This window comes from Kitasatospora sp. NPDC058190 (assembly GCF_042883685.1).
GTDB lineage: Bacteria > Actinomycetota > Actinomycetes > Streptomycetales > Streptomycetaceae > Kitasatospora.
The window spans coordinates 115,541-130,407 of sequence record NZ_JBHVVI010000008.1; the positions used below are offsets into that span (position 1 = coordinate 115,541).

10 protein-coding genes are annotated in these 14,867 nt (G+C 65.1%); 9 read left to right on the forward strand and 1 reads right to left on the reverse strand.

Annotated features, from left to right (window positions below):
- Nucleotides 1-145 precede the first annotated feature (145 nt).
- The 5 genes from ACFVWU_RS06060 (at nucleotide 146) to ACFVWU_RS06080 (ending at nucleotide 8,430) form a co-directional block, all read left to right on the forward strand.
- Nucleotides 146-1,615, forward strand: coding sequence for a DUF3375 domain-containing protein (locus tag ACFVWU_RS06060; RefSeq protein WP_387616246.1), 1,470 nt, complete (start codon nucleotides 146-148; stop codon nucleotides 1,613-1,615).
- Nucleotides 1,612-2,196 carry a DUF4194 domain-containing protein gene (locus tag ACFVWU_RS06065; RefSeq protein WP_387616248.1) on the forward strand — a complete coding sequence of 195 codons (585 nt, stop codon included), beginning with the start codon at nucleotides 1,612-1,614 and terminating at the stop codon, nucleotides 2,194-2,196. The genes ACFVWU_RS06060 and ACFVWU_RS06065 overlap by 4 nt, the downstream gene beginning before the upstream one ends.
- Complete coding sequence (locus ACFVWU_RS06070) at nucleotides 2,193-5,618, forward strand: ATP-binding protein (RefSeq protein WP_387616250.1); 3,426 nt, start codon at nucleotides 2,193-2,195, stop codon at nucleotides 5,616-5,618. Before ACFVWU_RS06065 ends, ACFVWU_RS06070 begins: the two co-directional genes overlap by 4 nt.
- Entirely contained in the window at nucleotides 5,615-6,796 is a 1,182-nt protein-coding gene (locus ACFVWU_RS06075) for a Wadjet anti-phage system protein JetD domain-containing protein (RefSeq protein ID WP_387616252.1), read from the forward strand. Before ACFVWU_RS06070 ends, ACFVWU_RS06075 begins: the two co-directional genes overlap by 4 nt.
- Before the next feature lie 161 nt (nucleotides 6,797-6,957).
- Nucleotides 6,958-8,430 (forward strand): DNA phosphorothioation-associated putative methyltransferase, encoded by a 1,473-nt coding sequence (locus ACFVWU_RS06080; protein ID WP_387616254.1) that lies wholly within the window; start codon nucleotides 6,958-6,960, stop codon nucleotides 8,428-8,430.
- Here the strand turns inward: ACFVWU_RS06080 and dndA are convergent, their stop codons facing one another.
- The gene (gene dndA / locus ACFVWU_RS06085; protein ID WP_387616256.1) at nucleotides 8,431-9,567 is read right to left on the reverse strand and encodes a cysteine desulfurase DndA; all 1,137 of its coding nucleotides are present in this window, start codon (nucleotides 9,565-9,567) and stop codon (nucleotides 8,431-8,433) included.
- Between the two features lie 91 nt (nucleotides 9,568-9,658).
- Here dndA and dndB point away from each other — a divergent pair, with 91 nt between their 5' ends.
- From dndB to dndE, 4 genes are read left to right on the forward strand one after another with little or no spacing between them, the layout of a single operon-like run.
- Nucleotides 9,659-10,765, forward strand: a complete 1,107-nt coding sequence (gene dndB / locus ACFVWU_RS06090) for a DNA sulfur modification protein DndB (RefSeq protein ID WP_387616258.1) — start codon at nucleotides 9,659-9,661, stop codon at nucleotides 10,763-10,765.
- Nucleotides 10,762-12,270, forward strand: a complete 1,509-nt coding sequence (gene dndC, locus ACFVWU_RS06095) for a DNA phosphorothioation system sulfurtransferase DndC (RefSeq protein ID WP_387616260.1) — start codon at nucleotides 10,762-10,764, stop codon at nucleotides 12,268-12,270. The genes dndB and dndC overlap by 4 nt, the downstream gene beginning before the upstream one ends.
- A complete protein-coding gene (gene dndD, locus ACFVWU_RS06100) occupies nucleotides 12,257-14,248 on the forward strand; it encodes a DNA sulfur modification protein DndD (protein ID WP_387616262.1) in 1,992 nt (663 codons plus the stop codon). Before dndC ends, dndD begins: the two co-directional genes overlap by 14 nt.
- Nucleotides 14,238-14,618 (forward strand): DNA sulfur modification protein DndE, encoded by a 381-nt coding sequence (dndE, locus tag ACFVWU_RS06105; RefSeq protein ID WP_387616264.1) that lies wholly within the window; start codon nucleotides 14,238-14,240, stop codon nucleotides 14,616-14,618. Before dndD ends, dndE begins: the two co-directional genes overlap by 11 nt.
- Nucleotides 14,619-14,867: the final 249 nt, after the last annotated feature.

Here is a 14,867-nt window from a genome sequence, read left to right on the forward strand (position 1 = left end):
CGCCGGCTCGCTCGGCGGGGGGCGCTAAGAATCGAAAATGTATGCGATTATCCGGTTTTGTCAGTGCCAGGCTCTACCGTGAACACAGCCAACCGGGGTCCGAGCCGGCGTGGCGATGAACCCATCTGGCCCAGGGTAGGGATGCGTGGAATTCGACGATGTCACTGACCTGTTCGATCACCCGGCGTGGCGGCTGTTGCGCGCGGGCAATGCGCCGTTGGTCCTGGCGTTCTGCGGCACGGTGTTCGTCGACGAGAACGAGCGAGGGGTGCCCGAGAGCATCCTGGTCTCCCGTTTGGACGACCAGCTATACGACCTCAACGAGCGGGCGCTCGGCCCCTACCCGCGGACGGCTTCGGAGTACCTGACGGAGTGGACCAACAGCGACTGGCTGCGCAAGTACTACCCGCCTGGCGAGGACGAGCCGCACTTCGACGCCACCAGCGCACTGGAGAAGGCCGTCGCATGGGTCCGAGCCTTGCCCGCGCGCTCTTTCATCGGTACCGAGTCCCGCCTGGGCACTATCGTCGATCTGCTGCGACAGATGGCCTTTGGTACGGAGACGGATCCCCAGGCACGCATCGACGAACTCAGCCGTGAACGGGACCAGATCGACGCTCAGATCGCGCGGCTGCGTGCAGGTGAGCTCGAGGTGCTGACGCCCGTGGCTCTGCTGGACCGGTACCAGCAGGTGGAGAGCATGGCGATCGACCTGCTGCGGGATTTCCGAGAGGTCGAGGGGAACCTGCGGGAGCTGGACCGGCGCTTTCGTCAGGATGTGGCGAGTGCCGAGGGCGGCAAGGGCGAGCTGCTGGCCTCCTTCCTCATGGACCGGGAGATGATCGCCGAATCGGAGCAGGGCCAGAGCTTCCAGGCGTTCTTCGACTACCTCCTGTCGCCTCGCCGCCAGGAGGATCTGCTGAACCTCCTGGGAGAGGTGAACCAGCTGCCGCAACTGGACGGCAAGACCAACAAGAACCTCCTTAAGATCCCGCGGGCGTGGCTCGAAGCGGCCGAGAGCACCCAGAACACGGTCCGACAGCTCACCGAGCAGTTGCGCCGGTTCCTGGCCGACAGGGGGAAGGAGGAGGACCGCAGGGTCCTGGCCTTGGCACGCTCCATCCAGCGCCACATCACGGCACTGGATGGCCGACGCGACCTTCCGGGAATGGAGCTGGAGGTGCCGCAGGTGGACCTGGCTCTGCCGATGGAGCGGCGCCTGTACATGCCGGTCGACCGGGCGGAGCTGGACAGCACGGTAGGCGAATCGTCCGACGATGCGGGCGTGGACGTCTCGGAGCTGTTCGCCGGCCTGCATGTGGACGACGAGGTGCTGGCCGGACAGGTGCTGGCACTGCTCGAAGAGAGCCCGAGCGGTCAGGCGAACCTGGCAGCGGTAGTCGACCGCTTCCCGCTCACGCTGGGGCTTGCCGAACTGCTCACCTATTTCCAACTTCAGCGGCCCGGCCTGGATGTGGTGATCGACCCCGAGCACAGCCGCGAGGTGGTGTACGAGCGCGTCAACGCATCGGGACACACCGTGGCCACGGTCCCGCAGGTGACCTTCGTGCGCAACGAGGGCGGCCCGGCCGCCGGAGAGGTGGAACAGGCGTGAGCGACGCACTGTCCGTGCCCATCGTGCATCTGCTGAAAGCGGGCGTGCTGTACCAGAGCGACGCACCGGCGGTCTGGGAACAGATCACCGCCCATCAAACGGCGATCGGCGACTACCTTCGCGTGATCGGCCTGGACGTCGTGGTCGACCTGGCGGAGGGCTACGCCTACACCCGACAGCTGGACCCGGAGGCGCGCGATGACGGCGTGACGGTGCCGCGGCTCGTGACACGCCACCGTCTCTCCTTCGCGGTCAGCCTGATGCTGGTTCTCCTGCGCGGGCGTCTCGCGGAGAGCGACGCCACTTCCGGCGATACCCGATTGCTGCTGTCCCGCGACGACCTCGTCGAGATGGTCCGCGGCTTCCTGCCGCCGCGCAGCAACGAGGCACAGCTGGTCGACCAGATCGACAGCCACATCAAGAAGCTGTGTGACCTGAAGGCGCTGCGCCAGACCAAGCAGGCCGGCCTGTACGAGGTCCGGCGGCACATCAAGGCCCTCGTCGACGCCCAGGTCCTCAGCGACTTCAACGACCTGCTTTCCACCTACCGCGACACCATCACGCCGGAGGGCGACGAATGAGCACCACCACCCCGGCTGTGTCCCTCATCCCTCGACAGCCAGGGGTCGCCGATGGCTCTCTCGGCGTCGGCCCGGGCTTCAGGCTGGCCCGCCTGGAGGTACTGAACTGGGGCACGTTCCACCGAACCATCTGGGGCTTCGGGATCGATGGCCGCAGCGCGCTGCTGACAGGTGGAGTTGGTTCCGGCAAGTCCACACTGGTGGACGCGATGACCACCCTGCTGCTCCCGGCCAACAAGATCGCCTACAACAAGGCCGCCGGCGCCGACGCGAAGGAGCGGAACCTGCGCTCGTACGTACTCGGCCATTACAAGACCGAGCGGGTCGAGGCGACGAACAGCACCCGCCCGATCGCTCTTCGCGGCTCCTCCTCCCACAGCGTGATCCTGGGCGTGTTCACCAACTACACCCTCGGAGTCCACGTCACTCTCGCCCAGGTGTTCTGCGTCCCCGACTCCAACACCGGCCAGCCGGACCGGTTCTACGTCACCGCCGACACCCCGATGTCCATCGACGCGCACTTCACCGACTTCGGAAGCGACATCAACGACCTGCGCCAGCGACTGCGGCGCAACGGCGCGACGATCCACAACAGCTACCCGCCCTACGCGAAGACCCTGCGCCGCAGCCTCGGTATCCCCAGTGACCAGGCGCTGGACCTGTTCCATCAGACGGTGTCGATGAAGGCCGTGGGGAGCCTGGATGAATTCGTCCGCGAGCGGATGCTCGAACCGTTCGACGCCAGGACCGAGGTCGACAAGATCGTCTCGCATTTCAACGCGCTGACCGCCAGCCACAACGAGGTCGTGCGGGCGAAAGCGATGATTGACGTTCTCGGGCCGGTCGTGCAGGCGTGCAACAGGTGCGACGAGATCCAGCGTGACATCGACGCACTGAAGCAGCGCCGCGACGTCCTGCCCGCCTACTTCGCCAAGCATCGGCACCACGCCCTGAGCCAGCGCAACACCGAACTGGATGAGCGTATCGAGGATCTCGCCGCACAGCAGGAACGGCGCGAGGTGAACCTCGAGCAGCTCCGTCAGACCGCCGACACCCTCCAACGCCAGATCGACGGAGCTGGCGGGGAGAAGCTCGTCCGGCTGGACGCCAGGATCGACGAACTGCGCGGCGAGCGTGACCGGCGCCGCAGCCGAGCTGGCGAATACACGGGTTGGCTCGGTACAGCGGGTCTGGAGCCGGTTAGCGACGCGGTGTCGTTCCGTGAACGCTCCAGCCAGATCGCCGAGGCCCGCGCGCACGCCACGCGCCTGGAACAGCAGGAACGCGAAGAACTCGACGCCCTTGCCGTGGATCGCCACCACAACAACAAGGAGACGGGCGAGATCCGGCAGGAGATCACCAGCCTGCAGAGCCAGCGCTCCAGCATCCCCGCCAAACTCCTAGAGCTGCGGCAGATCCTCTCGGCCGCCACAGGGGCCACCGTCGACGAGCTCCCCTTCGCAGGAGAACTGATCCAGGTCCGCGACGACGAAGCCGTCTGGGCTGGAGCGGCCGAACGTGTCCTGCGCGGCTTCGCACTGTCCCTCCTCGTACCCGAAGCCCACTACACCCAGGTCTCGGAGTGGGTGAACGGACGGCACCTCGGACTGCGCCTGGTGTACTACAAGGTGCCCGCTCAGGTACCGGCCGCAGAGCTGCCGCAGGACCGGGACCTGCTGACCGGCAAACTCGAACTCCGGCACGACAGCTGGGCGCGCAGCTGGCTTGCTACACAGCTGAAGACCCGCGCCGACTACGTGTGTGCGGCTGACCTGGACGCCTTCACCCGCTCCGCCCGGCCTGCGGTGACGCGGCAGGGCCTGATCAAGGGCGGCGGCGGGCGGCACGAGAAGAACGACGCCTCCCGCATCGACGACCGGAGCTCCTGGGTCCTCGGCTGGTCCAACCAGGCGAAGCTGGACGCGCTCCTCGCCAAGATCGCCCAACTCACCAAGAAGAGCGCGGCCATCACCGAGCGAACCAGCGAGATCACGCAGCGGCAGAAGGAACGGGCCGGCATCCGTGAGGCCTTGACGCTCCTTGGAAGCATCTCCTCCTACAACGACATCGACTGGCACACTTCCGTTGCCGAGCTCGAACAGGTGGAGCAACAGAAGAAGGACCTCGTGGCTGAGGTCGGCCTCGACAAGCTCACTGCGGAACTCCTCCGGACGAACACCGAGATCGAGCTCGGCCGAGCCTCCGTCCGTGCCGGCGGGGAGGAGCTCGGCGGCATCCGCAACGAGCGCGGCAAGGTGACGGCCCAGCTCTCGGCAACCTCCGCGGTCCTCGAGAAGTCCGACCTCACCGCCCTGGCCGGCCACACGGACGCGCTGGCAACCTTCCTGCCCCCTTCAGCTCCGGGGGAGCGGTACCTGGAGCTGCTTCAGACAGCGGAGACCCAGGCGTTCGCCAAGATCAGCCGCACCGTCGAGAGCCAGCAGCGGGCCCTCCAGAACGCCGCCAGCGACGCCACGGCGATGATGACGTCCTTCCGCGCCACCTACCGGCAGGACGCGAACGACCTCGACAACACCCTCGGCTCCGCCAGGAACTACCGTGCGCTCCACGACCAACTGGTCAGCGACGACCTGCCCAGGTTCGAGGCCCAGTTCCAGCACTACCTGCGCACGAACGTCATCCGCGACATCGCCTCCTTCCAGGCCCGCCTGCGCGCCCAGGAACAGGAGATCCGCGAACGCATCGACATCATCAACGAATCGCTGAAGGAGATCGACTACGGCCCCGGCCGCTACGTCCGCCTGAACGCCGTGCCCACCGCCAACGTCGAGATCCGGGACTTCCGGCGCGACCTGCTCGAATGCACCACCGACGCGCTCGCCACCGAGACCGACAACGCCTACACCGAAGAGAAGTTCCTCCAGGTCAAGCGCCTCATCGACCGCTTCAAGGGCCGCCCCGGCGAGGCCGAGAGGGACGCGGACTGGACCGCCCGCGTCACCGACGTCCGGCGGTGGTTCACCTTCTCCGCAAGCGAGTGCAGCCGTGCCGACAACACCGAGTACGAGGTCTACTCGGACTCCAGCGGCAAGTCCGGCGGCCAGAAGGAGAAGCTCGCCTACACCATCCTGGCCGCCTCCCTGGCCTACCAGTTCCGCATCGCCCCCGAGGCGAAGAACGACAAGACGTTCCGTTTCGTCGTCATCGACGAAGCGTTCGGGCGCGGCGACGACGACGCCGCCCACTTCGGCCTCGGCCTGTTCCACCGGCTCGGGCTCCAGCTCCTAGTCGTCACCCCACTGCAGAAGCTCCACGTGATCGAACCCCACGTAAGCCGCGTCGGCTACGTCTACAAGTCCGACGAGATCCACTCACGGCTGACGACGCTCACCATCGAGGAGTACCGCGAGCAGAAGGCAGCGAATCATCAGCCGGCTTCTCAGTCGGAGGCCCAGTCGTGACGCTGCCGCAGTGGACCCGTCCCGACCAGGTCGTCGCAGTACTTCGCCGCAGGTGGACCACCGGGCTCTACCTCGCCGCAGCCGCGCAGGACCTTCCTTTCGAGCCCATCGGCATTCCACTCAAGGGCCCCATCGCGGCCGACGCCACCCGGCACTACGAGCAGGCCCGAGCGTGGGCGGAGTCCTGGGCCGCCGGCCAACATCCCCATCTGCGGATCCAGACCAAGACCATCGGAGGCCGCAACAACACCCCGGCGAACACCATTCCTGACCGGGTCTGGGTCGACACCCGCGAAGACCTCTGGGCCATCCTCGGTGTCGGCACTCAGGTCGACCTGTTCGACGACCTCCACACCCGCACCATCCGGCAGGACCCGCACCTCGCCCAGTGGATGGCCACCCACCCAATGAAGGTGCTCCAGTCGCACACCCACTGGCAGCAACTCGTCGACACCGTGCACTGGATCCGGGACCACGAAAGCGGCCCGATCTACCTCCGCCAAGTCGACGTCCCCGGTGTCGACACCAAGTTCATCGAGACCAACAAGGGCATCCTCGGGGAACTCCTCGACCACACCCTGCCCATCGGCCGCATCCACCCCAACACTCCGAAAGGAGACTTCGCCGCGCGCTACGGCTTCCTTGCCAAGCCGCCCTATGTACGCCTGCGCTACCTCGGCAACCAGCCAGGCCCGTTCAGCGAGATCACCGTCCGCGCGAACGAGCTCACCGCCCCGCCCCCGGGCATCCACACCGTCTTCGTCCTCGAAAACGAAATCACCTACCTGTCACTGCCCGACGTCCCCGGCGCCATCGCCATCCTCGGCGCCGGCTACGCTGCCGCACTCCTGCGGTACCTGCCCTGGCTCGCCGACATCGACCTCCGATACTGGGGAGACATCGACACCCACGGCTTCGCCATCCTCAGCCAGCTCCGCCGGCACTTCCCCCACGCCCGCTCGTTCCTCATGGACCGCGAAACCCTCCTCGCCCACCGGGCACACTGGGGCGAGGAGAAGACCCAGACAGCCGAGGCACCAGCCTTCCTCACCCCGGACGAAGCCGAGCTGGACCAAGCGCTACGCCTTGGCACCCACAGGCCACGCCTTCGTCTGGAGCAGGAGCGCGTCCCGATACGAACGATCATCCAGGCCCTGACGAGCGCACCGCCGGTGTGACTGCCGCTACCAGCCAGCCTCATGGAAGTCCATCAGGTCGCGACTTGGGCTCAGTAAAGGCCGTACACGGCTACGCCTCGGGTGATCCTTGTCCGTCTTGACCGTGCCGTTGCCGGTCCACCCTTATGCTCTCGGCATCGCCGGAGTACTGGTGGGGTGGCATGCGTACAGAGTGGGACAGCGAACGCCGATTGACAGCCATCGGACGCGCGACGCTGTCCGCGCCCGCTCGTCAGGCGCTCGTCGATCGGCAGATCGTCCCGGGCATGAGTGTGTTGGACTACGGCTGCGGGCGTGGTGGTGATGTCCGGAGCCTGCTGGAGATGCAGTTCGACGCCTCTGGCTGGGATCCCTACTACTACCCCGACGGCCGGCAGGAGCCCGCTGATGCAGTTCTGCTCACGTACGTCCTTAATGTGATCGAGGATCCGAGAGAGCGGCGTGAGACGTTGCTTCGAGCGTGGGAGCTGGCGAGGACCGTATTGGTGGTCTCTGCCCGCCTGACCTGGGAGAAGAGCAAGGTCCGCGGCGACGAGTTCACCGACGGCATCCTCACCAGCCGACAGACCTTTCAGCGCCTGTTTGGCGCGAGCGAACTGCGTGACTTCGTTCAAGATACCGCTGGCGTTCGGTGCGTGTCGGCGGCGCCGGGGGTGGTATATGCGTTCAAGGAGGACCAGGCCCGTATCGCCTTCCTGGCACGGAGAATTGTCCCTGATGCTGAGTGGCTGGCCTCCGACGACAAGGCTTCTGCAGTTGCAGCGATCGTCGACTACCTCGAGAAACGTGGGCGGTTCCCACGGCTGGAAGAGATGCCGACCCAACTTGCAGAACTGCTCTCCCACTTGCGCGAGGCGGACCTGCATCGCTTGGTCAAACGCTCTGCCGCCCCTGAGAAGGTCGCTGCAGGAGTCGGTCGGTCTACCCTCAACACCCTTCTCTTTCTCGCGGTCGAGCTGTTCAACGGTCGGGGCCCGTTCGGAAGTCTTCCGCTGTCCGTACAGCTAGACATCAGGACCTGCTTCGTGTCGTACAAGGAGGCATGCCAGCGGGCCGACCGACTTCTGCTGAAACTCCGCGATGATACTTACATCCGCGGAGCGATGCGCGCCTCGGCAGCCGGGAAGTTGACGCCGAGCGCCCTCTACGTCCACCGGCGAGCGGTGAGCCGGATCCCCACCGTGCTGCGGCTGTACGAACACTGCGCTTCGATCGCGGCTGGGCGGCCGGCCGAGTGGAGTGTCCTGAAGCTTCGGCACGAGGGCCGGGCTGTCAGCTGGCTCGACTACCCGGACTTCGACACCGACCCACATCCGAAGCTGCTGTCGTCGTACTCCGTGGAGATGAAGGGCCTCGACACCTCCTATGTCTCCTATACCGACTCGGCTAACCGGCCGCTCCTGCACCGCAAGCACGAGTTCCTGGCAGCCGACGACCCGGACGTCCCCAAGTACCGCAGACTTACCGAGGCTGAGGTCCGCGCGGGGCTGTATGAGAAGCCGCACCTGATCGGCACCGAGAATGGATGGGAAGCCGAGTTGGTTCGCTGCGGCCGGGCCCTGCGTGGGCACCGGCTGGTACGCCGGCCTGAGGCACAGGCTGAAGCCGGTGTACCAGCCGATGGATCGAGCTGATCAACCTTGGAATGCGGAAACCGCCGCAGCGATTTCCTGAGCTTCGAGGTTGTCTGTCTCTGAGGGGAACCACGACAGCCGCAACCCGTTTGTGGCGATCTCCTCCGCCAAACCCATCGCCGTGAGGACGTGGCTTGGCGTGTAGGACGCGCTTGTGCAGGCAGAGCCAGTCGCGACCGCAGCAATCTCCTTGAGCCGGACGATCAGGGCCTCGGCGTCCACCCCCTCAAACGAGACATTGAGGATATGAGGCACCCGGTGTTCCGGGTCGCCGTTGAGGTGGTACCGCGTGGAGCCAAGGGCATCGAGGAGCTGTGAGCGGACCTTCTCCGCGCCGGCGAGCCACTGCTCGTGCTCCTTGCGGAAGATTTCCTCCGCTTTCGCGAGACCGACTACCAGCGGCACCGCCAGCGTCCCCGGACGAAGTTTCCGCTCCTGTCCGCCACCGAACATGATCGGTTCGAGCGGGATGCGGTTCCAACCGCGCCGCCGTGTCAGCAGCCCGCCGATGCCCTTCGGCGCGCCGATCTTGTGCCCGCTGATGCTGACCATGTCGATCGGCGCGGTGAGGTCGTCGGGCAGCTTGGCAAAGCCCTGGGCAGCATCGACGTGGAGGAACGTCGGCGACTCGTGGAGGAGCCGGGCGAGCTCGGCAACCGGCTGGATCACTCCAGTCTCGTTGTTGACGTGCATCAGCGAGACCAGCAGGGTATCCGGGCGCAACCGCTCCTGGATCGCCTCTACGCTGATCCGTCCGCTGCTGTCTGGCCTGAGGAAATCCACTTCGAAGCCGCGCGTCTGCAGGTGCTCCAGAGGCTCCAGGACAGCCTTGTGCTCGATCGCCGACGTGATGATGTGGCGCCGCCCGGACTTCTCGCCATACGGCGCTAGACCGAGCAGAGCGATGTTGTTGCTCTCTGTCGCGCCGCTTGTGAAGATCAACTCATCTGAGGATGCACCAAGTTGTGCAGCGAGCTGCTCGCGCGCTTGCTGCACCGCCTTCTTTGCTCGCGCTCCGTACTCGTGCGTGCGGCTTCCGGCGTTGCCGAAGTCTTCTGTCATCCAATGGAGGACAACTTCGGCGACGCGGGGGTCAACACGAGTGGTAGCGGCAGCATCCAGATACGTTACCGGCATCGTGGCGGTCTCCTCGGCGCTTCCCGTACTGTACGTTTCCTAGATAACGTACAGACACGATACAGTGACGACTGAGGCGAGGGGCGCATTGGTGGCGGGCGAGACGACATCGGTCGGCTTCGAGTACGTGTTCCCGGCGATCCGCGGAGTCCAGGCGGGGCGAGAGTTCTTCGTCTCCATGTGTCCGCTGCGCCTGATCCCCAAGATCTTTTTGTTCGATGAGGATGAGATCGCGCCTGAGGTTCGGGCGCAGCGGGTGCTGAACAAGGGCAGGCTGCCCGCTCTGAGTCGGTATATTTTGGACAATCCGGACAACTATGTTTTCAGCGCGCTCACAGCTTCGATCGACGGAGACATTCTCTTCGAGAGCATCGCTGAAGCGGGCACCGGGATGCGGGCCGGCCAGATCCGCGTCCCCATGGCGGCGCGGTTCCTGATCAACGACGGCCAGCACCGTCGGGCGGCCATTGAGCTGGCCCTCAAGGAGAACCCGGACCTGGGCGACGAGACCATCGCTGTGGTCTTCTTCCACGACGCCGGCTTGGGCCGCTGCCAGCAGATGTTCGCGGACCTGAACCGCCACGCGGTGCGCCCTTCCCGCTCAATCGGCGTCCTCTACGACCACCGCGATGACCTTGCCGGCCTGACCCGCCTGCTCGCCATGAAATCACCAGTCTTCAAGCAGCAGGTCGAGATGGAGAGCAGCACGCTCTCGGCTCGCTCCCGGAAGCTGTTCACGCTGAGCGCCGTGCACTCTGCGAACCAGGCACTCCTCCAAGGCCTGCAGATGGAGAAGGAACAGGCCAGCGACGTCGTTCAAGCCTTCTGGGAGCACATCGACGGGCTGATCCCCGAGTGGGACATGGTCCGCAAGCGGACGCTGACTGCCCCAGACGTCCGCCGGGACTACATCCACAGTCACGGAATCGCGCTCCACGCGATCGGCCGGGTTGGGAACGCGCTGCTACGCGACTCTGTTGTCCCTTCCAAATGGAAGCCGCGCCTGGTGAAGCTCTCGTCCGTCGACTGGGCGCGCTCCAACCCTGACTGGGAGGGCCGAGCGATCATCGGCGGCCGTGTCTCGAAGAGCCACACCCAAGTAACCCTGACCGTGAACTACCTGCGCCGCGCGCTTGGCCTCCGACTGTCGCCGGAGGAGCAGCGAGCCGAGGACGCGTACAAGCGAGGAGATGCATGAGTACCCCGACACGACGAGCCGCGCCGTTCGAGGGCAGCAGTCTCGACGCGGTCGTTGCGGAGCTGACTGAAGAGGTCCGTGAGCTCTACACCGCGGACGAGGTGCCGTGGGTGATCGGCTATAGCGGAGGCAAGGACTCCACGGCCATCCTCCAGCTCGTCTGGCTTGCGCTCAAGGAACTGCCCGTCGAGCAGCGCAAGAAGACGGTCTACGTCATCAGCACCGACACGCTGGTCGAGAATCCCATTGTGGCCTCGTGGGTCAGTCAGTCGCTCGAGACGATGCGCCTGGCCGCCGAAGAGCAAGCACTGCCGATCGAGCCGAACCGTCTCACGCCGGCCACAAAGGACACCTTCTGGGTCAACCTGATCGGCCGCGGCTATCCGGCGCCGCGCCCGAAGTTCCGCTGGTGCACCGAGCGGATGAAGATCAAGCCGTCAAACTCATTCATTCGACGCATTGTCCGCCAGCATGGCGAGGCGATCATGGTGCTCGGTATCCGCAAGCAGGAGAGCCAGGCCCGCGCCCGCGCGATGGCCAAGCACGAGAAGCGGCGTGTGCGGGACCGGCTCTCGCCCAACGGGAACCTGCCCAACTCGCTCGTTTACAGCCCGATTGAGGACTGGTCAAACGACGAAGTATGGACATTCCTGATGCAGCAGGCCAACCCTTGGGGCTACTCCAACAAGGACCTGCTCACCATGTACCAGGGCGCCTCCGCGGACTCGGAATGCCCGCTGGTCGTCGACAGCAGCACGCCGTCGTGCGGTGACAGCCGTTTCGGCTGCTGGACTTGCACCCTGGTCGAGCAGGACAAGTCGATGTCCGCCATGATCCAGAACGACGAGGAGAAGGAGTGGATGCGGCCACTCCTCGACCTGCGCAACAAGCTGGACGTCAGTGACGACAGTCACCTGCGGGACTTCCGAAAGATGAAGGGCAACATCCAGCTCTTCGGCGACCGCATTGTCCACGGCCCCTACACGCAGCAGTCCCGCGAGACCTGGCTCCGAGACCTGCTCGAAGCGCAGACCTGGGTACGAGCCAACGGCCCGGAGGAAGTGCGGAGCCTCGAGCTGATCACCATGGCGGAGCTGCACGAGATCCGCCAGCTCTGGGTGTTCGAGAAGCACGAAGTCGAGGATTCGCTCCCGCGCATCTACAAGGAGAAAACCGGAGAGGATTTCCCCGGACGGCCCTTGGACGAGCACCTGACCCTTGGCGCGGACGAGATCGACCTGCTGCGGGAAGCGTGTGAAGGGGACGAGCTGCTGTTCAGCACCGCCCGCGAACTCCTGGCTGTGGAGCGTCGCTTCCGCACGATGACCCGCCGCTCTGGACTGTTCGAGGAATTGGAAAAGAGCGTCAAGCGTGGCTTCTTCCGGGACAAGGAAGACGCCCACGCCTGGGCGCTGAAGAAGAAGCAGCTGCACGAAGAGATCGCCGAGCACCTGCCGCTCATCGAAGACAGCAAGGACGAAGAGAACGCCGATGCTCCTGCGTAACATCACCTTGGAGGACTTCGGCGCCTACCGAGGCAAGCAGTCCCTTGACCTCACCACCCGCCCCGGTAGGCCGATCGTGCTCATCGGCGGGTTGAACGGCTGCGGTAAGACGACGCTCCTGGATGCGCTGCAACTCGTGCTCTACGGGCCTCGTGCACGCTGCAGCGGACGGGGTAATCGTCCCTACGAGGCTTACCTTCGAGACTGCATCAACCGGAAGGCTGACCCGTCGCGCGGTGCGGCGCTCAAACTCGAGTTCTCGATCACTGTCGAGGGCAAGGAGCGTATCTACCAGCTGACCCGAAACTGGGTGGCAAATGGCAAGACCCTGCATGAATACGTCAACGTCAAGGTTGATGGCGTCTGGGACCGTGTCATCAGCGAAGGTTGGGCGAATCACGTCGAGGACTTGCTGCCTCTGGAGATCGGCTCGCTGTTCTTCTTCGACGGTGAGAAGATCGAGTCTCTGGCCGACCCTGAGCGGGCCTCCGCCGTTATCCAGTCCGCCGTGCACTCGCTGCTCGGCGTCAACACCGTCCAGCAGCTTCGGACGGACCTTCTCGCTCTTCAGCGCCGGCAGAAGCTCGGCGACGAGGAGCAGGAGGCCGTTGACCAGATCCGCGAGCTGGAGGAGCGTCACGAGGCCGCCCAGAGCGAAGTGGAGAGCGCGCAAGCGCAGGCGGCTGCGCTGCGCTCTGCCCTCGACACAGCCGAAAAGAACGTGGTCCAGGCGGACGATGCATTTGCTCGCGATGGCGGGGAACTGTTCGAGCGCCGCAAGGAGCTGGAGGCCCGTCGTAAGGATGCGGTCAAGCACCTGTCCGCCACTCAGGAAGCGCTGCTGAGCATTGCTGCAGGCGTTCTGCCACTGCGCCTGTTGACTGATCAGCTCGACTCCGTCCACAAGCAAGCTGCCGTCGAACGCGAGGCCAACGAGGCCGCACAGATCCTCAGCGTTCTGGTTGCCCGCGACCAGGAGCTGCTGGCCCGCTTCGGAACGCTGCTGCCGAAGAAGGACCTGGCAGCGTTCCGCGAGCACCTGGACTCCGATCGCCAGCAGCGTGAGCAGGACAGCAAGGCTGAACGCGTTCTCAACCTGACCCCCGATGGGCAGAAGCAGCTCGCAGGGCTTGACCAGCTTCTGACCCACGAACAGAAGCGTGCAGACGAACTGCTCGCGCTCGCCGCAGACCAGGCAGCGACCGTAGAAGCACTGGACCGGCAACTGGCCGGTGTCCCCGACGAGAAGCTGATTGCCTCCCGCCTGGAGGACCGGGAGAGTGCACGCCAGGCATTGCACCGGGCCGAGGCGTTGCTCGCGAGCGCCGTAGAGGCTCACAGCGCCGCCAAGAGTCGCCGCGATGCGTTGAAGACGCAGCTGGAGCGTGCCCACGATGCCAGGGTCAAGAGCCTGGTCCGGGCCGAGGAGATCGAGCGGATCGTCGCCTACTGCGACCGCCAGCGTGAGGTGATGGACAGGTTCGGCGATGCGCTGCTCAAGCGTCACATCAACCGGCTCGAGGTAGCTGTCCTGGAGAGCTTCTCCCGTCTAATGCGCAAGCGGGGCCTCGTCCGGGATCTGAACATCGATACGGACCGATTCCGGCTGACGCTCGTCGATTCCGAGGGCGATCCGCTGGATCCGGGGCGCCTGAGCGCCGGCGAGCGGCAGCTTTTGGCAGTGTCTCTGCTCTGGGGGCTGGCGCGTGTCGCCGGCAACTGGCTCCCCAGCGTGATTGACACCCCCCTCGGCCGCCTCGATAGCCGCCACCGGGAGCATCTTGTCGACCGATACTTCCCACACGCCAGTCATCAGGTGCTGCTGTTGTCGACCGATGAGGAGATCGACGAGCATCTCCTGAAGCGACTCAAGCCCTCCATCGCACACACGTACACGCTTGTGCACGACGACACCACATTTACCACCTCGGTTGAGCCCGGCTACTGGTGGACCTCCGGAGCAATGCATGTCGCTTGATACTGTTCGCCTCTCCCAGCCAGCCCGGGACCAGCTCGTGCGCCTGAAGCGCACCACAGGCATCAAGCACTGGAACGTGCTGTGTCGTTGGGCTCTCGCCATGTCGTTGAGGGATCCCTCCACTCCGCTGGTGAAGGACATCACGACGGACTCCAACGTGGAGATGAGCTGGAAGACCTTCGCGGGCTCCTACGGCGATATCTACCTCGCGCTGCTGAAGCAGCGCTGTGCAGCGGATGGCGAGCCCCTCAGTGACGAGTCGATCAACCAGACCCTGACCGTTCACCTCCACCGCGGTATTGGCTACCTCGCCGGCAACAAGGAGATCCGCACGATCCGAGAGCTGGTGGGCACGACTCGGACTGCTTGACCACAGCTCCAGCAAAGATAAGTTGACGGCCGGTCTGCTCCACACACTCTGTGGGGCAGGCCGGCCGTCAACGTCACGGCACCAGCTGACCTGCGGATCTGGACGGTGGACCACCAACTCGCTGAACTGTAGGCGGCTCGGCTTCCAGGAGTTCCCACGGTTCACTGCAACAACCCTGTGTCTCACCCGACCTGACGGGTTGAGAGCAGAGCGCAGGTCGGGGATACCCGCACAGTTGAGGCAAACCCC

Bases quoted from the DNA above. Each gene is read 5' to 3' on its own strand.
- ACFVWU_RS06070 (WP_387616250.1), top strand. From the start codon at position 2,193: ATGAGCACCACCACCCCGGCTGTGTCCCTCATCCCTCGACAGCCAGGG.
- ACFVWU_RS06080 (WP_387616254.1), top strand. From the start codon at position 6,958: ATGCGTACAGAGTGGGACAGCGAACGCCGATTGACAGCCATCGGACGC.
- dndA (WP_387616256.1), bottom strand. From the start codon at position 9,567: ATGCCGGTAACGTATCTGGATGCTGCCGCTACCACTCGTGTTGACCCC.
- dndC (WP_387616260.1), top strand. From the start codon at position 10,762: ATGAGTACCCCGACACGACGAGCCGCGCCGTTCGAGGGCAGCAGTCTC.
- dndD (WP_387616262.1), top strand. From the start codon at position 12,257: ATGCTCCTGCGTAACATCACCTTGGAGGACTTCGGCGCCTACCGAGGC.
- dndE (WP_387616264.1), top strand. From the start codon at position 14,238: ATGTCGCTTGATACTGTTCGCCTCTCCCAGCCAGCCCGGGACCAGCTC.